Annotated in this window: 18 protein-coding genes; 12 read left to right on the forward strand and 6 right to left on the reverse strand. The window is 59.3% G+C overall.

All coding sequences use genetic code 11. From position 1 onward, the window contains the following. Positions 1-25: 25 nt before the first annotated feature. Positions 26-1,117, forward strand: a complete 1,092-nt coding sequence (locus NL116_RS31545) for an aminopeptidase (RefSeq protein ID WP_494375443.1) — start codon at positions 26-28, stop codon at positions 1,115-1,117. A gap of 89 nt (positions 1,118-1,206) precedes the next feature. Here the strand turns inward: NL116_RS31545 and NL116_RS31550 are convergent, their stop codons facing one another. Both NL116_RS31550 and NL116_RS31555 read right to left on the reverse strand, forming a co-directional pair. Continuing rightward, complete coding sequence (locus NL116_RS31550; RefSeq protein WP_494375444.1) at positions 1,207-1,857, reverse strand: HAD family hydrolase; 651 nt, start codon at positions 1,855-1,857, stop codon at positions 1,207-1,209. A 28-nt stretch (positions 1,858-1,885) separates the two neighbouring features. Next, positions 1,886-2,431, reverse strand: a complete 546-nt coding sequence (locus tag NL116_RS31555) for a gamma carbonic anhydrase family protein (RefSeq protein WP_494375445.1) — start codon at positions 2,429-2,431, stop codon at positions 1,886-1,888. A gap of 62 nt (positions 2,432-2,493) precedes the next feature. Here NL116_RS31555 and prlC point away from each other — a divergent pair, with 62 nt between their 5' ends. Together prlC and NL116_RS31565 are read left to right on the forward strand one after the other, a co-directional pair. After that, positions 2,494-4,572, forward strand: coding sequence for an oligopeptidase A (gene prlC / locus NL116_RS31560; protein WP_494375446.1), 2,079 nt, complete (start codon positions 2,494-2,496; stop codon positions 4,570-4,572). Then, positions 4,569-4,856 (forward strand): YheV family putative zinc ribbon protein, encoded by a 288-nt coding sequence (locus NL116_RS31565; RefSeq protein ID WP_008152496.1) that lies wholly within the window; start codon positions 4,569-4,571, stop codon positions 4,854-4,856. The genes prlC and NL116_RS31565 overlap by 4 nt, the downstream gene beginning before the upstream one ends. Positions 4,857-4,913: 57 nt before the next feature. Here NL116_RS31565 and NL116_RS31570 read toward each other — a convergent pair whose 3' ends face one another. Beyond that, the gene (locus tag NL116_RS31570) at positions 4,914-5,561 is read right to left on the reverse strand and encodes a phosphatase domain-containing protein (protein WP_494375447.1); all 648 of its coding nucleotides are present in this window, start codon (positions 5,559-5,561) and stop codon (positions 4,914-4,916) included. A 202-nt stretch (positions 5,562-5,763) separates the two neighbouring features. Next, on the reverse strand, positions 5,764-6,066 hold the full coding sequence (locus NL116_RS31575) for a hypothetical protein (protein WP_494375448.1): 303 nt from the start codon (positions 6,064-6,066) through the stop codon (positions 5,764-5,766). A 194-nt stretch (positions 6,067-6,260) separates the two neighbouring features. Between NL116_RS31575 and NL116_RS31580 the strand changes: the two genes are divergently transcribed. The 3 genes from NL116_RS31580 (at position 6,261) to NL116_RS31590 (ending at position 9,910) form a co-directional block, all read left to right on the forward strand. After that, positions 6,261-7,319: a PA0069 family radical SAM protein gene (locus NL116_RS31580; RefSeq protein ID WP_494375449.1), complete on the forward strand. Its 1,059-nt coding sequence runs from the start codon at positions 6,261-6,263 to the stop codon at positions 7,317-7,319. A gap of 244 nt (positions 7,320-7,563) precedes the next feature. Continuing rightward, positions 7,564-8,295, forward strand: coding sequence for a carbonic anhydrase (locus tag NL116_RS31585; protein WP_027926126.1), 732 nt, complete (start codon positions 7,564-7,566; stop codon positions 8,293-8,295). 88 nt (positions 8,296-8,383) lie between these two features. Then, positions 8,384-9,910 (forward strand): SulP family inorganic anion transporter, encoded by a 1,527-nt coding sequence (locus NL116_RS31590; protein ID WP_494375450.1) that lies wholly within the window; start codon positions 8,384-8,386, stop codon positions 9,908-9,910. Between the two features lie 123 nt (positions 9,911-10,033). Here the strand turns inward: NL116_RS31590 and NL116_RS31595 are convergent, their stop codons facing one another. Next, a complete protein-coding gene (locus NL116_RS31595; protein WP_494375451.1) occupies positions 10,034-10,684 on the reverse strand; it encodes a hypothetical protein in 651 nt (216 codons plus the stop codon). Between the two features lie 372 nt (positions 10,685-11,056). Between NL116_RS31595 and coxB the strand changes: the two genes are divergently transcribed. The 4 genes from coxB to NL116_RS31615 all read left to right on the forward strand — a co-directional run bounded on the left by coxB (position 11,057) and on the right by NL116_RS31615 (position 15,449). Then, entirely contained in the window at positions 11,057-12,184 is a 1,128-nt protein-coding gene (gene coxB / locus NL116_RS31600; protein ID WP_494375452.1) for a cytochrome c oxidase subunit II, read from the forward strand. An 82-nt stretch (positions 12,185-12,266) separates the two neighbouring features. Next, positions 12,267-13,853 carry a cytochrome c oxidase subunit I gene (gene ctaD / locus NL116_RS31605; protein ID WP_123433299.1) on the forward strand — a complete coding sequence of 529 codons (1,587 nt, stop codon included), beginning with the start codon at positions 12,267-12,269 and terminating at the stop codon, positions 13,851-13,853. A 117-nt stretch (positions 13,854-13,970) separates the two neighbouring features. Then, on the forward strand, positions 13,971-14,528 hold the full coding sequence (locus NL116_RS31610) for a cytochrome c oxidase assembly protein (RefSeq protein WP_027926131.1): 558 nt from the start codon (positions 13,971-13,973) through the stop codon (positions 14,526-14,528). A 33-nt stretch (positions 14,529-14,561) separates the two neighbouring features. After that, entirely contained in the window at positions 14,562-15,449 is an 888-nt protein-coding gene (locus tag NL116_RS31615) for a cytochrome c oxidase subunit 3 (RefSeq protein ID WP_123433297.1), read from the forward strand. Between the two features lie 4 nt (positions 15,450-15,453). Here NL116_RS31615 and NL116_RS31620 read toward each other — a convergent pair whose 3' ends face one another. Then, positions 15,454-15,657 carry a twin transmembrane helix small protein gene (locus NL116_RS31620; protein ID WP_027926133.1) on the reverse strand — a complete coding sequence of 68 codons (204 nt, stop codon included), beginning with the start codon at positions 15,655-15,657 and terminating at the stop codon, positions 15,454-15,456. Between the two features lie 71 nt (positions 15,658-15,728). On the opposite strand from NL116_RS31620, the gene NL116_RS31625 reads away from it, so the two are divergent. Further along, entirely contained in the window at positions 15,729-16,469 is a 741-nt protein-coding gene (locus NL116_RS31625; RefSeq protein WP_494375453.1) for an SURF1 family protein, read from the forward strand. Then, positions 16,435-17,028 carry a PA_0111/PP_0108 family redox-active disulfide protein gene (locus NL116_RS31630; protein WP_494375454.1) on the forward strand — a complete coding sequence of 198 codons (594 nt, stop codon included), beginning with the start codon at positions 16,435-16,437 and terminating at the stop codon, positions 17,026-17,028. Before NL116_RS31625 ends, NL116_RS31630 begins: the two co-directional genes overlap by 35 nt. Positions 17,029-17,035: the final 7 nt, after the last annotated feature.

Raw genomic sequence — 17,035 nt, forward strand, 5'->3', positions numbered from 1 at the left:
CAGACTTTCCAAGGATGATTTTATTTTGATCAGGCCGTTTCCAAGCCTTGGGTTACTTGATCGCGTTTTGCGCGTTTTGTTTCCGGGTGCGTTGCTCTTGCTGCTCAACGGTTGCGCCACTGTCAGTTATTACGGTCAATTGGCCAATGGCCAGCTGCAATTGCTGCGGGCCCGTGAGCCGGTTGCCGAGGTGATTGCCGATCCATCCCGCGATCAGAAACTTCGTGCGCACCTGGCCCAATCGCAAAAAGCCCGTACATTCGCCAGCCAACACCTTCATCTTCCGGACAATCAAAGCTACCGCCTGTATGCCGACATAGGCCGGCCGTACGTGGTCTGGAACGTCTTCGTCACCCCGGAGTTTTCCCTGAAGCCGCAGAACCATTGCTTCCCGATCGCCGGTTGCGTCGCCTATCGCGGCTACTACAGCCAGAGCGCCGCCCGCGGTGAGGCCGCTGTAGAGCGACTGCAAGGTATGGACGTGTCGGTTGGCGGCGTCGAGGCGTATTCGACGCTCGGTTGGTTTGACGATCCGATCCTCAGCTCAATGATGGGCTGGGGCGACGAGCGGCTGGCGACGCTGATTTTTCATGAGCTGGCGCATCAACGTGATTATGTGAAGGACGATACTGAGTTCAATGAGTCTTTCGCCAGCTTCGTCGAGCAGGAAGGCACGCGCCAATGGCGCGCATCCCGCGGTCTGCCGCCGGACAACGGCGCACAGGTGCGGCGCCGGGATCAATTCACCCAACTGGTGCTGGACAGTCGCACGCGCCTTGAGACGCTTTACGCTCTGCCCTTGCCGGTGGATCAGATGCGCCAGCGCAAGGCGGCTGAGTTCGAGCGACTGCGCAGCGAATACCGGCAGCTGCGTGACAGCCAATGGGCGGGGGACAGGCGCTATGACGCCTGGGTCAATGCCCCGATGAACAATGCCCGGCTGTTGCCGTTTGGGTTGTATGACCAATGGGTGCCGGGGTTTGCGGCGTTGTTTCGGCAGGTGGGAGGGGATTGGGTGAAGTTTTATGAGGCGGTCGAGCAGCTGGGGGCATTACCGGCTGAGGAGCGGAAGGCGGCGTTGAAGGCATTGGCAGAATCAAAAAATTCCGCTGGTTGAGCGGCCGCTTCACGAGCAAGCCCGCTCCCACAATGGACCTGTGTTCAAAAATCCCCTGTGGGAGCGGGCTTGCTCGCGAATGGATTTGATCAACGCTGCAAAAACGCCTGATGCATCTCATCCAGCGTTTCAAAGTGATAAGTCGGCGCTTCAGCACTCAACTCTTCGTGGCTACCAAACCCGTAACCCACAGCCGCTGCATCCAGCCCATTACTGCGCGCACCGATCAGGTCATGCTTACGATCGCCGATCATCAGGGTATTGGCAGGGTCCAGCCCTTCTTCAGCCATCAAATGCGCAATCAACTCGACCTTGTTCGTACGCGTGCCATCCAGCTCGCTGCCGTAGATCACTTTGAAATGTTTGGCGAAGTCGAAGTGCCGGGCGATTTCCCGGGCGAACACCCATGGCTTGGAGGTCGCGATGTACAACTGACGCCCTTGCCCACCCAAGGTTTCCAGCAGCGGGGTGACGCCATCGAACACACGGTTCTCGTATAGACCGGTGACTTTGAAGCGTTCGCGATAGAAATCCACCGCTTCCCAGGCCTTGGATTCATCGAAGTCGTAAAACTGCATAAATGCCTGCAGCAACGGCGGGCCGATGAAGTGTTCCAGCTTGGTCAGGTCGGGTTCATCGATGCCCAATTTACTCAGGGCAAACTGGATCGAACGCGTGATGCCCTCGCGCGGGTCGGTCAGGGTGCCATCGAGGTCGAATAAAACGGTTTGGTAATGCATGGATATTCCTGGGCAATAACGGGACGGGTCAGAGCTGGTCGTAACCTTCAGCCAGATGCAGATCCTTGAGCTTCACGTAATTCGCCGCGCTGTAGGTAAAAAAGGCCTTTTCCTTGTCGGTCAGCGGGCGGATCTGTTTCACCGGGCTGCCCACATACAGGAAGCCGCTGTCCAGGCGTTTGCCCGGCGGTACCAGACTGCCAGCACCGATGATCACCTCATCTTCGATCACCGCACCGTCCATGACGATGCCGCCCATGCCGATCAGAACCCGGCTGCCCACACTGCACCCGTGAAGCATGACTTTATGGGCGATGGTCACATCGTCGCCGATCAGCAACGCAAAGCCATCGGGATTGAACGGGCCGGCATGAGTGATGTGCAGCACGCAGCCGTCCTGAACACTGGTGCGCGCGCCGATACGGATGCGGTGCATGTCGCCGCGAATCACTGTCAGCGGCCAGACAGAGCTGTCTTCGCCGATTTCAACGTCGCCGATTACCACCGCCGATCCGTCGACAAAAGCGCCTTTGCCCAACAGCGGCGTGTGGTTCTGGTACTTGCGAAGGTTCACGATAGGGTTTCTCTCTGTTGCTGATAGCTGCGGTGAGCGTCGATTGTAATTAAGATGGCCGCATGTTTCTTCCAGCCAAGGTGCCAACCGTGAGCGTGAACAACCCTCTTTTGCAGTCCTACGACCTGCCGCCGTTCTCGGCGATCCGTGCCGAACACGTGCAACCGGCCATTGAACAGATCCTGGCTGACAACCGCGCGGCCATTATCGAGATCCTCAAGACCCAGGGCAAACAACCGACCTGGGCCGGCCTGGTGCTGGCGATGGACGAGCTCAATGATCGCCTGGGCGCCGCCTGGAGCCCGGTCAGCCACTTGAATGCCGTGTGCAACAGCGCCGAATTGCGTGAAGCCTACGAGTCCTGCCTGCCAGCCTTGAGCGCCTACTCCACCGAGCTGGGCCAGAACCGCGAACTGTTCGAAGCCTTCGAAGCCCTGGCTAACAGCCCGGAAGCCGCCGGTTTCGATGTGGCGCAGAAAACTATCCTGGAACATTCCCTGCGCGACTTCCGTCTGTCGGGTATTGATCTGCCGGAAGCCGAGCAGAAACGCTACGCCGAAGTGCAAAGCAAGCTCTCGGAATTGGGCAGCCGCTTCTCCAACCAACTGCTCGACGCCACTCAAGCCTGGACCAAACACGTCACCGATGAAACCACCCTCGCCGGCCTGACCGATTCGGCCAAGGCGCAGATGGCCGCCGCCGCACAGGCCAAGGGCCTGGAAGGCTTTCTGATCACCCTGGAATTCCCGAGTTACTACGCGGTGATGACCTACGCCCACGACCGTGCCCTGCGCGAAGAAGTCTACGCCGCCTACTGTACCCGCGCGTCGGACCAAGGCCCGAATGCCGGTCAGAACGATAACGGCCCGGTCATGGAAGAAATCCTCGATCTGCGTCAGGAATTGGCCAAACTGCTCGGTTTCGCCAGCTTCTCCGAACTGAGCCTCGCGACCAAAATGGCCGAGTCCAGCGATCAGGTGCTCAGCTTCCTGCGCGACCTGGCCAAGCGCAGCAAGCCGTTTGCCGCACAGGACCTGGATCAGCTCAAAGCCTACGCGGCCGAACAAGGCTGCCCGGACCTGCAAAGCTGGGACAGCGGATTCTACGGCGAAAAACTTCGCGAGCAGCGTTACAGCGTTGCCCAGGAAGCGCTTCGCGCCTACTTCCCGATCGACAAAGTGTTGAGCGGCTTGTTCGCCATCGTCCAGCGTCTGTACGGCATCGAAATTGCCGAACAGAAAGGCTTCGACACCTGGCACCCGGACGTTCGCCTGTTCGAAATCAAGGAAAACGGCCAGCACGTCGGCCGCTTCTTCTTCGATCTCTATGCCCGTGCCAACAAACGCGGCGGTGCATGGATGGACGGCGCTCGCGACCGTCGCCGCACGGTTGAAGGTGTGTTGCAAAACCCGGTGGCCAACCTGGTGTGCAACTTCACCCCGGCCGACAGCGGCAAGCCTGCGCTGCTGACCCACGATGAAGTCACCACCCTGTTCCACGAGTTCGGTCACGGCCTGCACCACCTGCTGACCCGCGTCGAACACGCCGGCGTTTCCGGCATCAACGGCGTAGCCTGGGATGCCGTCGAACTGCCGAGCCAATTCATGGAAAACTGGTGCTGGGAGCCGGAAGGCCTGGCACTGATTTCCGGTCATTACGAAACCGGCGAGCCCCTGCCTCAAGACCTGCTGCAGAAAATGCTCGCGGCGAAAAACTTCCAGTCCGGCCTGATGATGGTGCGTCAGCTGGAGTTCTCGCTGTTCGACTTCGAACTGCACGCCACCCACGGTGACGGTCGCAGCGTGGCGCAAGTGCTCGAAGGCGTGCGTGACGAGGTGTCGGTCATGCGTCCACCGGCCTACAACCGTTTCCCGAACAGTTTTGCGCATATCTTCGCTGGCGGTTACGCGGCGGGTTACTACAGCTACAAATGGGCCGAAGTACTGTCGGCCGACGCCTTCTCGAAGTTCGAAGAAGACGGCGTGCTCAATGCCGAGACCGGTCGCGCGTTCCGCGAAGCCATCCTGGCACGCGGTGGTTCCCAGGAGCCGATGGTGTTGTTCGTCGACTTCCGTGGCCGTGCACCGTCGATTGACGCACTCTTGCGCCACAGCGGCCTGAGTGAGGACGCGGCAGCATGAGCGAGGGACCAGTGATTACCAAAAAACGCTTTATCGCCGGGGCAGTCTGCCCGGCCTGCAGCGAGCCGGACAAACTGATGATGTGGAACGAAGACGAGGTCCCACACCGCGAGTGCGTGGCCTGCGGTTATTCCGACACGTTGAATGAACAAGGTCTGTCCGTGCCCAAGGAGTTGGGCACTCGGGTCAACACCTCGGCGCTGAAGGTGCCGGACGCCAAGGTTCAGGCCGTACAGTTTTTTCCGAACCCCAAGCTGAAGAAAAAGCCGGACGAGCAACACTGATTGACCACCACCTTGCGCCTTTCACCATGCGCAAGGTGGCGGCCCTCCTGGCCTTACTTACTCGACATGAGCGGATTTGAACCAGCTCTTCATCGAGCAGGTGGCAAACGGGCTGGTGCTGCAATCGCCATTGGCCAATGCGGTGCGAAGCTTGTCGACGTCGGCCTGCATCATGTAGCGCACACCATCTTTAAAGTGGGTACTGTCACCGAAGCCGCCTTGAGTCATTTCGCTCAGTGCGTCTTCTTTGCTCCAGCCCTGGATCACGACCCGATACATGGCCGCCATCAACCCCGTACGATCCGACCCGTGCTTGCAATGCATCAACACCGGGCCATGGGACTCCGCCGTCTGAATGGCGCGAAGGGCCGTGAGTACATCCGCGTCATCCACGTGATTGGTGCGGTAGGGTAGCTGGACCTGATTGATACCCGGCGTAGACAACCAGCTTGAATCCGATTCAGGCAGAAAATTGATGACGGTTCCAACCTTCAGTTTTTCCAGCAGTGGAAGGGCTCCGCGGTCAGGCAACGCACTGCGGTAGAGCGTCGGGGACATCCGAAAGAGGTTGTATTGCACCTCGACCGATTGCGCCCACTCAGACGGGCGGGGTGAAGCGCTGTCATCCGCATGGGCCAAGGTCAGGTTAAAAAGTGCAACCATTGACAGCAGAAACGTCGCAGGCAAGAGGCGCAGTCGGGACATGCTTGGACAACCCTGTTGAATAAGTACGGCATAGCTTCTGCTGTGAGCAGTCAAAGGCCTGTGAGCCATCCGTCAAAGAATCGTGAATTGAACCACGCCCCCGGTTTCTTCTTGTTGCCTGTAAATTCAACTCATAAAAAACGACACGGATAAGTTCCGTGTCGTTTTAGAAGTGTTCATTGAGCGCAGACGTTAGCTGCCTTCAAGGATTAATAATCTTTGCATACGCCTTCGCTAACGCAATCAAAACAACTTTGTCTTGCGCGTCGATTGCACCATCACCGTTGACATCAGGCGTGCTGGCCATCGCAAAGGTAACGCCGCCATCATTCGACACGGCCTCGCGCGTGCTGGTATCCAGCAGGGAGTAGGTGAGTGCCCGGTTTACGGGATCATAACCTTCCTCCTTTAATGCAAACTGCATCGAAACCCGAACTTCTTTTGGACTAACGATAGAAGGTGGCAATAGTTGTAAGAAAACACCACGCTGATTGTAGCCTGACATTTATTAAATCCTTTTAATAGTGAGGACACGATAACTTCGTGTGCAGCGAAGAATACTGACAACAGCGAATAAAGTGCCACGCACTTTATGTTTCTCATAATGACGAGGCTCGAAGGTTATCAGGTGCCGAACGGCACTGGCCGAGGGTGTCAAGGCCGTATACTGTATGCGCATACAGCTAAAGGATCTTGTCGATGGCTACCCCCTTGCCCCCGCGCGGTCGCGGCACCGCCACCAACCCGCACAACCGCTTTGCGCCGAATCGTTCGGTGGCCGAGGATGACGGCTGGTATCAGGAAGCGCCGCTCACCCGGGGGACCGAGGTGCGCATCGAAACGGCGAAAACCATCATCACCCGTAACAACTCGCCGGACTTGCCCTTCGATCGCTCGATCAATCCCTACCGTGGCTGCGAGCATGGCTGCATCTATTGCTATGCGCGGCCCAGCCACGCCTATTGGGACATGTCGCCGGGGCTGGATTTCGAAACCAGATTGATCGCGAAGACCAACGCCGCCGACGTGCTGGAAGAACAGCTGAACAAACGCGGCTATCAATGTGCGCCGATCAACCTCGGCTCCAACACCGATCCGTATCAACCCGTCGAGCGCGAGTACAAAATCACCCGAAAAACCCTCGAAGTGCTGCTGCGTTACCGCCATCCGGTGACCATCATTACCAAAGGCTCGCTGATTCTTCGGGATCTGGACCTACTGGCCGAGCTCGCCAGCCAGCGACTGGTCGCGGTAATGATCAGCCTCACCACCCTGGACGACGAACTCAAACGCATCCTCGAACCACGCGCCGCTGCGCCAATGGCCCGGTTGCGGGCCATCCGCGTGATGCGTGAAGCGGGTATTCCGGTTGGCGTGTTGTGCTCGCCGATGATTCCGATGATCAACGACAGCGAACTCGAGAGCCTGCTGACCGAGGCCCATGCCGCCGGGGCGCAGAGTGCGGCCTATATGATGTTGCGACTGCCACTGGAAGTTGCGCCGCTGTTTGAAGAATGGCTCGCGGCCCACTATCCGCAGCGCGCCGCACATGTGTTGAGCCTGATCCGCCAGAGCCGTGGCGGGGAACTCTATGACAGCCGGTTTGGTGCCCGGATGCGCGGTGAAGGGCCATTTGCCGACCTGCTGGCGCAACGGTTTGCTAAAACCATCAAACGCCTGGGGCTCAATCGCCGGGAAGGTTTTGATCTGGACTGTGAAGCCTTCTGTCCGCCGGGTCGCCAGATGTCGTTGATTTGAGGACAATTGGCCTATGGTTGAGTAGTGGGAAACGCACGGACCATTCGGGCCGGTCACGTTTTTTGTGAACTGGAACACGCGTTCTAGAGCGCTTGATTCAGTTTGAGTTAAGTTTCAGCCGCTACCTTGTTCATCGAGTGACTGACAGGTCGGATTTTGCGACCTGGATGTTTTTCAAACAGCCACTGGCTTCACACAGGACAAAACAGGACACTTTCCTGACTCCGCCTATGAGGATGAATTCATGAGTGACAAGGATAAACAGCCGTTGGCTGCGTCGGCTTCAGCCCAACCCGAGGCGGAAACCGCCGATGCAGCGCTGCAGCATATCGTTGACGGCTTTTTGCATTTTCATCACGAGGTCTTTCCACAGCAGGAAGAGCTCTTCAAAAAACTGGCCACGGCCCAAAGCCCCCGGGCGATGTTCATCGCCTGCGCTGACTCGCGCATCGTTCCTGAGCTGATCACCCAAAGCGCTCCCGGCGATCTGTTCGTGACCCGTAACGTCGGCAACGTTGTGCCGCCCTACGGGCAAATGAACGGCGGCGTGTCCACCGCCATCGAGTACGCGGTCCTGGCCCTCGGCGTGCAACACATCATCATTTGCGGGCACTCCGACTGCGGCGCAATGCGCGCGGTACTGAACCCGCAGAGCCTGGAAAAGATGCCGACGGTCAAAGCCTGGCTGCGTCACGCCGAAGTGGCAAAAACCATGGTCCAGGAGAACTGCCATTGCGCTGACGAAAACGAAAGCATGCACATACTCACCGAAGAGAATGTGATCGCTCAGCTACAGCATTTACGCACGCATCCATCGGTGGCCTCGCGCATGGCCAACGGTCAGCTATTTATCCATGGTTGGGTCTACAGCATCGAAACCAGCGAAATCAAAGCGTACGACGCGGACCAAGGGTGTTTCCTTCCGCTCGATGGCAGCCATCCAATTCCGGTGGCAACGCCCAAAGCGCGTTTTTAAAACCTCCTAAATACCCGTGTGGTTGAGTCGAGGCTGCTGATCCAGCAGTCCGGCTTCGCCATGCCTGAAAAATGTCGGGAGCTTCACTATGCGTGCTGCGCAACTGAAAGCTGTTTTGCCACGGGAGCTCCTGGCTTCGGTGGTCGTGTTTCTGGTCGCCCTGCCCTTGTGCATGGGCATCGCCATCGCTTCGGGGTTGCCGCCCGCCAAGGGCTTGATCACCGGGATTATCGGCGGTTTAGTCGTGGGCTGGCTGGCCGGCTCGCCGCTGCAAGTCAGCGGCCCGGCAGCGGGTCTGGCGGTTCTGGTGTTCGAGCTGGTGCGCCAGCACGGCGTCGCCATGCTCGGGCCGATCCTGCTGCTCGCGGGTTTTCTGCAACTGGTGGCCGGGCGCTTGAAGCTGGGCTGCTGGTTTCGGGTCACGGCGCCAGCGGTGGTGTACGGCATGCTCGCCGGGATTGGCGTGCTGATCGTGCTGTCCCAGGTGCACGTCATGCTCGACGGGGTGCCCAAGCCTTCCGGGCTGGATAATCTGGCAGCCTTTCCAGCCGCGGTGATGCAAGCCCTGCCATCGCTGGGCTGGCAAGCCGGGTTGCTCGGGTTGTCGACGATGGCAGTGATGTGGCTGTGGGAAAAATTTCGGCCTCATTCGTTGCGATTCGTTCCGGGTGCACTACTGGGCGTAGGTCTGGCGACAGTCGCCAGCCTGATGCTGGCGCTTCAGGTCAAACGCGTGGAAGTCCCCGCCAACCTGGCCGAGGCCATCGACTGGCTGAAACCCGCGGACTTGCTCAATCTGGCAGACCCTACGCTGTTGGTCGCGGCGTTCGCCGTGGCGTTTATCGCCAGCGCCGAAACGCTGCTGTCGGCCGCTGCGGTAGACCGCATGCACAGCGGCCAGCGCTCAGATTTCGACCGGGAATTGTCGGCGCAAGGCGTGGGCAACATGCTCTGCGGTCTATTGGGTGCATTGCCGATGACGGGCGTGATCGTGCGCAGTTCGGCCAACGTACAGGCCGGCGCCACCACGCGACTGTCGGCGATCTTCCACGGTCTGTGGCTGCTGGCGTTTGTGTTGTTGCTGTCGAGCGCGCTGCAAAGCATTCCGGTGGCGAGCCTGGCGGGTGTGCTGGTTTACACCGGCTTCAAACTGGTCGACCTCAAGGCCTTTCGCGGCCTGGGCCGATATGGGCGGATGCCGATGTTCACCTACGCCGCGACCGCGCTGGCGATTATCTTTACTGACCTGCTCACGGGTGTGTTGATTGGCTTCGGCCTGACGCTGGCGAAACTGGCGTGGAAGGCTTCGCGACTGAAAATCAGCCTGATCGACCTCCCGGCGGACGGCGAAATGGAGTTACGGCTGACCGGTGCAGCGACCTTCCTCAAGGTGCCGGCGCTGACCCAGGTGCTGGGCACCATTCCCGCCGGTGCGACGGTGCATGTGCCGCTCAATAACCTGAGTTACATCGATCACTCGTGTCTGGAGTTGCTGGAGGAATGGGGTCGGGCGAATGCGGCCAAGGGTTCGACGCTGCTGATTGAAGCGCGGGGGTTGAAGCGCAGGTTGGAGGGGCGGTTGCGAACGACATCCGGCGTGGGTGCTGCGGGTTAAACAAAGGCAATGTGGGAGCGGACTTGCTCGCGAAAGCAGTCAATCATTCAACATTGATATCGAATGACCTACCGTTTTCGCGAGCAAGCCCGCTCCCACAGGGGTTTTATGTTAACCGTTGGATCAAGCCGCCGGCTGGTCCAGCTCCAGGCCGACACCCAAACGGCGCGACATGCACGGCCAGCGCTTCCACGCGGCGCCCGTGTCAGGGCTGCTGAGTTTCTCGCGGTAGGCTTCCACCGACTCCAATGCAAAGCTCTGGTCGTCGAGCATCTCGTCCAGGGCGTGATGCACCACTTCATCCAGTTGGTTGGCAAACGCCTCACCGATCAATTGGTGGGCAATCAGGTTGGCGACAGTCATGTCCAAGGGGATCAATGGCTGGCCCAGATGCTTGATGTACAGGTCGTTGACCTCTTCGACAAAACGGTGCGCCAGGTAGGCTTCGTCCAGCAGGCTGTCGAGCCCGACATGCCCCGCCATGATCGTCGGCGGCTGAAGGAAGTACTGTTCGGCAATGGTCAGCACCGGTTTGATCTGTGACTCGATACCGGCTTCCCTGGCCACTTCATTGGCTGCTTCCAGCAGATCAGGTACTTCGTCGATGTAGGCAGCGACAAAACGTGTCAGCACGCCATTGGCGTCCGCCTCCGGCAATTGGATCGAAGGATGCAGATGAGGCAGTTTGCTTTCCAGCTGACGTGTCAGCAGGCCGGTCTCGGCTTCATGTGTTTGGGCTTTTTGGATCTGCTCGCGCAATGCGGCGGTGTTCATGAAAACTCCAGGAAACAAAGGCAATGAAATAGGGAAGACATAACTTAGCTGCCTTATGAAAAATGCTAAGACGCATTTGTCATAATTGTTTCATCCTTGAGACGCCTCCGTTATATCGATTTGCCACCACTCGTCTGCATCCTTCTCCATTCGGGACCTTGAACGCAAGTCCCAGCTGTTTCAGATCATTTACGCCATCACATTGCGAGGTCGCAGTCGCTGTCTATACTCGGGTTGGAAATGGAGTTAGCTGATGACGCCCGACTGCACACGCAGCAAGGCCCGGCGATTCAAGTTCGTAGTCTGAAACAGCCGCTCCCTTGCCGCAGGTGAAAGCCGGCGGGATAACAAGAACGATAAGGGGAACCCGCAATGATGCGACATCCACACGTCTGGATGGGCCTCCTGTTGTGGTCGATTTTCAGTCAGGCGCAAGCGGCCTGGACTGTGAATATGGCGCCAGGAGCGACTGAAATCAGTCACGCAGTATTTGACCTGCACATGACCATTTTCTGGATCTGTGTAGTGATCGGCATCATCGTCTTCGGCGCCATGTTCTGGTCGATGATGGTCCACCGCCGCTCGACCGGGCAGGTGGCCGCAAAATTTCATGAAAGCACCACCGTCGAAATACTCTGGACCATCGTGCCATTCCTGATCCTGGTGGCCATGGCGGTTCCTGCGACGGCAACGCTGATCAAGATGTACGACGCCAGTGAGCCGGATATCGATATCCAGGTCACCGGCTATCAGTGGAAGTGGCATTACAAATACCTGGGCCAGGACGTTGAGTTCTTCAGCAACCTGGCCACCCCCGCCGACCAGATCCACAACAAGGAAACCAAGGGCGAGCACTACTTGCTCGAGGTCGACAAGCCGCTGGTGTTGCCGATTGGCGCGAAGGTGCGCTTCCTGGTGACCTCCGCCGACGTCATTCACTCCTGGTGGGTGCCGGCCTTCGCGGTCAAGCGCGATGCGATACCAGGGTTCGTCAACGAAGCCTGGACCCGCATCGACAAGCCCGGCATCTACCGTGGCCAATGCGCCGAGTTGTGCGGCAAGGACCACGGCTTCATGCCGATCGTGGTCGAGGTCAAGGAAAAGGCCGACTACGAAAAATGGCTCGCCGAGCGCAAGGCTGAAGCCCTGCAACTCAAAGAGCTGACCAGCAAGGAATGGACCCTCGACGAGCTCAAGGAGCGCGGCGACAAGATTTATCACACCACGTGTGTCGCCTGTCACCAGGCCGAAGGTCAGGGCTTGCCGCCGATGTTCCCGGCACTCAAGGGTTCGAAAATCGCCACCGGACCGAAAGAAGGTCACCTGAGCCTGGTGTTCCACGGCAAACCCGGCACCGCCATGGCGGCGTTCGGCAAGCAGCTCTCGGAAGTCGATATCGCGGCGGTCGTGACCTACGAACGTAACGCCTGGGGCAACAACAAAGGCGACATGGTCACTCCTAAAGAAGTGCTGGAGCTGAAACAGGCGGAAAGCAAATGACCCGGTCTATTGCGCAATCAAGGAACCGGTCGGGGCAGCGCGCCCCGGCCTGCCCAGCCCATCTGTTTGCAGGAGACAGGCCATGAGCGCTGTTATCGATGACCACGGTCACGCCGACCACGCCCACGGCCCCGCCAAAGGCCTGATGCGCTGGGTGCTGACCACCAACCACAAAGACATCGGAACGCTGTACTTGTGGTTTGCGTTCTCCATGTTCCTGCTGGGCGGCTCGTTCGCCATGGTGATCCGCGCCGAACTGTTCCAGCCAGGGCTGCAAATCGTCGAGCCGGCGTTCTTCAACCAGATGACCACCATGCACGGCCTGGTGATGGTCTTCGGTGCGGTGATGCCGGCCTTCGTCGGCCTCGCCAACTGGATGATCCCGTTGATGATCGGCGCGCCGGACATGGCCCTGCCACGGATGAACAACTTCAGCTTCTGGCTGTTGCCGGCGGCGTTCATCCTGTTGGTGTCGACCCTGTTCACCCCCGGTGGCGGTCCGAACTTCGGCTGGACCTTCTACGCCCCGCTGTCGACGACCTACGCGCCGGAAAGCGTGACGTTCTTCATCTTCGCCATCCACTTGATGGGGATCAGTTCGATCATGGGTGCGATCAACGTGATCGCGACCATCCTCAACCTGCGCGCCCCCGGCATGACGCTGATGAAAATGCCGCTGTTCGTCTGGACCTGGCTGATCACTGCGTTCCTGCTGATCGCGGTGATGCCGGTACTGGCCGGGTGCGTGACGATGATGCTGATGGACATCCACTTCGGCACCAGTTTCTTCAGTGCCGCCGGTGGCGGTGACCCGGTGTTGTTCCAGCACGTGTTCTGGTTCTTCGGTCACCCCGAGGTGTACATCATGATCCTGCCGGCCTTCGGTGCCGTCAGCTCGATCATCCCAACCTTCTCGCGCAAGCCGCTGTTCGGCTACACCTCGATGGTCTATGCGACGGCGAGCATCGCGTTCCTGTCGTTCATCGTCTGGGCGCACCACATGTTTGTGGTCGGCATTCCGTTGGTGGGCGAGCTGTTCTTCATGTACGCGACGCTGCTGATCGCGGTGCCGACCGGGGTGAAGGTGTTCAACTGGGCCAGCACCATGTGGCAAGGCTCGCTGACCTTCGAAACGCCAATGCTGTTTGCCGTGGCCTTCGTGATCCTGTTCTCCATCGGCGGTTTCTCCGGGTTGATGCTGGCCATCGCCCCGGCGGACTTCCAGTACCAGGACACCTACTTCGTGGTCGCGCACTTCCACTACGTACTGGTGCCGGGGGCGATCTTCGGGATCTTCGCCTCAGCGTATTACTGGATGCCGAAGTGGACCGGCCACATGTACGACGAGACGCTCGGCAAACTGCACTTCTGGCTCTCGTTCATCGGCATGAACATGGCGTTCTTCCCGATGCACTTCGTGGGGCTGGCGGGCATGCCGCGACGGATTCCGGACTACAACCTGCAATTCGCCGACTTCAACATGGTGTCGTCGATTGGCGCGTTCATGTTCGGTGCGACGCAGATCTTCTTCCTGTTCATCGTGATCAAGACTATTCGCGGCGGCCCGCCAGCACCGGCCAAACCGTGGGATGGGGCGGAAGGCCTGGAGTGGAGCATTCCGTCACCGGCGCCGTATCACACCTTCACCACGCCGCCGGAAGTGAAATGAACGCCCCGACCTCTGTAGGAGTGAGCCTGCTCGCGATTCAGGCGACGCGGTGTGCCCGATGCACCGCTATCGCGAGCAAGCTCGCTCCCACAGGGTTTGGCGCTGAGGTTGGAAACCATGGCTGACTCGATTTCGATGAAAAAACTGGTCACCCGCCTGTTGCTGGTCGTGGTGGCGATGTTTGTCTTCGGGTTTGCCCTGGTGCCGATCTACGACGTGATGTGCAAGGCGTTCGGCATTAACGGCAAGACTGCCGGGCAGTACGAGGGCGAGCAAACGGTCGACACGTCGCGGCAAGTGCGCGTGCAGTTCCTGTCGACCAACACCGCTGACATGCCTTGGGATTTCTATCCAAAGAGTGAAGAGCTGACGGCCCATCCGGGAGCGGTGAACGAGATGATTTTCATCGCGCACAACCCGACCGACAAGCCGATGAGCGCCCAGGCCGTGCCGAGCATCGCGCCCAGCACCGCGGCGGCGTACTTCCACAAGACCGAATGTTTTTGTTTTACCCAGCAAGTGCTGCAGCCCGGTCAACGGATCGAGATGCCGGTACGTTTCATCGTTGACCGTGACATGCCCAAGGATGTGAAGCACCTGACGCTGTCTTACACGCTGTTCGATATCACCGCACGCCATCCACCCGTGGCGGTTGCCGCCAGTACCGGTGGCTAGGCGCCAATGCGTGCCCGATAAGGAGAACAATAAATGGCAACTCATGAACACTATTACGTACCGGCCCAGAGCAAATGGCCGATCATCGCCACGTTCGGCATGCTCACCACCGTGTTCGGCCTGGCCACCTGGTTCAATGATCTGAAAGCCGCACGCCCGGAATCCCACGGCCCGCTGATCTTTTTCGTCGGCGGCCTGTTGCTGGCGTACATGCTGTTCGGCTGGTTCGGCACGGTGATCAAGGAAGGTCGCGCGGGGTTGTACAGTGCACAGATGGACCGTTCTTTCCGCTGGGGCATGAGCTGGTTCATCTTCTCGGAAGTGATGTTCTTCATCGCCTTCTTCGGTGCGCTGTTTTATGTACGGCACATCTCGGGTCCCGCACTCGGCGGCGAAGGCCCGAAAGGCATCGCCCACATGCTGTGGCCGAACTTCCAGTTCACCTGGCCGCTGCTGCACACCCCGGACCCGAAACTCTTTCCGCCGCCCAAGGAAGTCATCAGCCCGTGGGGCCTTCCGCTGCTCAATACCATTTTGCTGGTGAGCTCCAGCGTGACCGTAACCATTGCCCACCACGCGCTGAAGAAAGGTCATCGCGGCGCGCTGAAAATCTGGCTGGCGATCACCGTATTGCTGGGCTGCGCATTCCTCGGGTTCCAGGCTGAAGAGTACATGCATGCCTACCACGAACTGGGCCTGACCCTGGGTTCGGGCATCTACGGTGCGACGTTCTTCATGCTCACCGGTTTCCACGGCGCCCACGTGACCATCGGCACCATCATCCTGTTCGTGATGCTGATGCGGATCATGCGCGGGCACTTCGATAACGAGCACCAGTTCGGCTTCGAGGCGGCGAGTTGGTACTGGCACTTCGTGGACGTGGTGTGGATCGGTTTGTTCGTTTTCGTCTACGTGCTTTGAGGCCTTACCAAGGCGCCGTAGAGACCAACTGGCCGCTGTAGAAACCCCAGGCGATCAAGCCGACGGTGGTGGCGGCCAGGGCAACACGAACACTCAAGGCAATGACGAGGCGGTTTGAGCTGCTGTCGTCCTTGACCAAAAAAAACAGGCCGCTGAACAGGCTGACAACCGTGGCAATCAGCATCAGGACGATGGCTGCTTTGAGCATGGTGAGACTCCGGGGGGAAAGGCGATGCACTTGAGTATAGCTATCGCGACTCACGACTTTTTGGCCACGCCATGAAGCGCTTTCGGCCGGGCATCGTGCCGACACTGGTGGTCGCCCTGTTGCTGCCGCTGCTGGTGTCGCTCGGGTTCTGGCAACTGAGCCGGGGCGCGGAGAAAAGCGCGCTGCTGCCAAGCTACGCCGAGCGCCGTGCCGCCGAGCCGATGGCCAGCACCGAACTGCAGCACACCGAAGACCCGGCCTTTCGCCGCGTTCGCCTACATGGCCAGTTCGACGCCGCGCACAGTCTGTTGCTGGACAACCGTCAGCGCGACGGCAAGGTCGGCGTCGAGCTGCTGCAACCGTTTCAGGACCAGGCGACCGGACTCTGGTTGCTGGTCAATCGCGGCTGGCTGCCCTGGCCGGACCGGCGCACGCCGCCGCAGTTCACCACGCCGACTCAGGCGTTGAGCCTGGATGCCTGGGTCTACGTTTCCCCCGGCGCGACCTTTCAATTACAGAGCGATCCGAGCGTCACCACATGGCCAGAGTTAGTCACTGCCGTCGAGCCATCGAAACTCTGGACCGCGCTGGGCCGTGAAGGGTTTACATACGAATTACGCGCAGAAACGGGTCCCGTGACATACCAGGCCGATTGGCCCGTCGTCGCCATGGGCCCGGAAAAACACATCGCTTATGCCGTGCAGTGGTTCGCCCTGTCGATCGCCCTGTTCGGCCTCTATCTCTATCTCGGCTGGCACAACGCAAAGGAGAAACACCATGGGAGCGGCCATGAATCCACCCAGCATGTCTGAGGCGAAAACGCCGGCGAGTCGACGCAAGGGTCGCTTGCAGCTGCTGCTGATTTTGCTCGGGGTCATCGGTCCGATGATCCTCGCCACCGGCATGTACAAATTGCAGTTCTGGGTGCCGGACGGGCGCAGCTACCACGGCGAACTGATCGGCAACGGCCAGACCCGGACCGACCTCGGTGTGCAGGCTCAGGAGGATCGCTGGCAGATGTTGGTGACGGCGCCGAAAGAGTGTTCCGTGGATTGCCAGCAACTGGTGTACCTCGCGCGGCAGATTCAGATCGGTCTCGGCCGCGATGCTTCTCGTGCCAGCCACGCGTTGGCCACCACGCAACCCCTGACGGCGGATTACGACGCCAAGCTGACCCGCGAATATCCGCAACTGCAACGCTACCCCATGGACCTCACCACGTTCAGCAAGACGATGGGCGACAACACTGTCCCGCAACTGTGGATCATCGACCCGCACGGCAATCTGGTGCTGCGCTATGACCCGACGGTGAAGGGTAAAGACCTGCTCAACGACCTGCGTCATCTGCTGAAACTGTCGAACATCGGATAAGGGCATC

The organism is Pseudomonas sp. FBCC-B1667 (assembly GCF_059133255.1).

What these genes read in the sequence shown, in the direction of transcription:
- NL116_RS31550 (WP_494375444.1), bottom strand. Translation starts at nt 1,857, where the DNA reads ATGCATTACCAAACCGTTTTATTCGACCTCGATGGCACCCTGACCGAC.
- prlC (WP_494375446.1), top strand. Translation starts at nt 2,494, where the DNA reads ATGTTTCTTCCAGCCAAGGTGCCAACCGTGAGCGTGAACAACCCTCTT.
- NL116_RS31565 (WP_008152496.1), top strand. Translation starts at nt 4,569, where the DNA reads ATGAGCGAGGGACCAGTGATTACCAAAAAACGCTTTATCGCCGGGGCA.
- NL116_RS31570 (WP_494375447.1), bottom strand. Translation starts at nt 5,561, where the DNA reads ATGTCCCGACTGCGCCTCTTGCCTGCGACGTTTCTGCTGTCAATGGTT.
- NL116_RS31575 (WP_494375448.1), bottom strand. Translation starts at nt 6,066, where the DNA reads ATGTCAGGCTACAATCAGCGTGGTGTTTTCTTACAACTATTGCCACCT.
- NL116_RS31580 (WP_494375449.1), top strand. Translation starts at nt 6,261, where the DNA reads ATGGCTACCCCCTTGCCCCCGCGCGGTCGCGGCACCGCCACCAACCCG.
- NL116_RS31585 (WP_027926126.1), top strand. Translation starts at nt 7,564, where the DNA reads ATGAGTGACAAGGATAAACAGCCGTTGGCTGCGTCGGCTTCAGCCCAA.
- NL116_RS31590 (WP_494375450.1), top strand. Translation starts at nt 8,384, where the DNA reads ATGCGTGCTGCGCAACTGAAAGCTGTTTTGCCACGGGAGCTCCTGGCT.
- NL116_RS31595 (WP_494375451.1), bottom strand. Translation starts at nt 10,684, where the DNA reads ATGAACACCGCCGCATTGCGCGAGCAGATCCAAAAAGCCCAAACACAT.
- coxB (WP_494375452.1), top strand. Translation starts at nt 11,057, where the DNA reads ATGATGCGACATCCACACGTCTGGATGGGCCTCCTGTTGTGGTCGATT.
- ctaD (WP_123433299.1), top strand. Translation starts at nt 12,267, where the DNA reads ATGAGCGCTGTTATCGATGACCACGGTCACGCCGACCACGCCCACGGC.
- NL116_RS31610 (WP_027926131.1), top strand. Translation starts at nt 13,971, where the DNA reads ATGGCTGACTCGATTTCGATGAAAAAACTGGTCACCCGCCTGTTGCTG.
- NL116_RS31615 (WP_123433297.1), top strand. Translation starts at nt 14,562, where the DNA reads ATGGCAACTCATGAACACTATTACGTACCGGCCCAGAGCAAATGGCCG.
- NL116_RS31620 (WP_027926133.1), bottom strand. Translation starts at nt 15,657, where the DNA reads ATGCTCAAAGCAGCCATCGTCCTGATGCTGATTGCCACGGTTGTCAGC.
- NL116_RS31625 (WP_494375453.1), top strand. Translation starts at nt 15,729, where the DNA reads ATGAAGCGCTTTCGGCCGGGCATCGTGCCGACACTGGTGGTCGCCCTG.
- NL116_RS31630 (WP_494375454.1), top strand. Translation starts at nt 16,435, where the DNA reads ATGGGAGCGGCCATGAATCCACCCAGCATGTCTGAGGCGAAAACGCCG.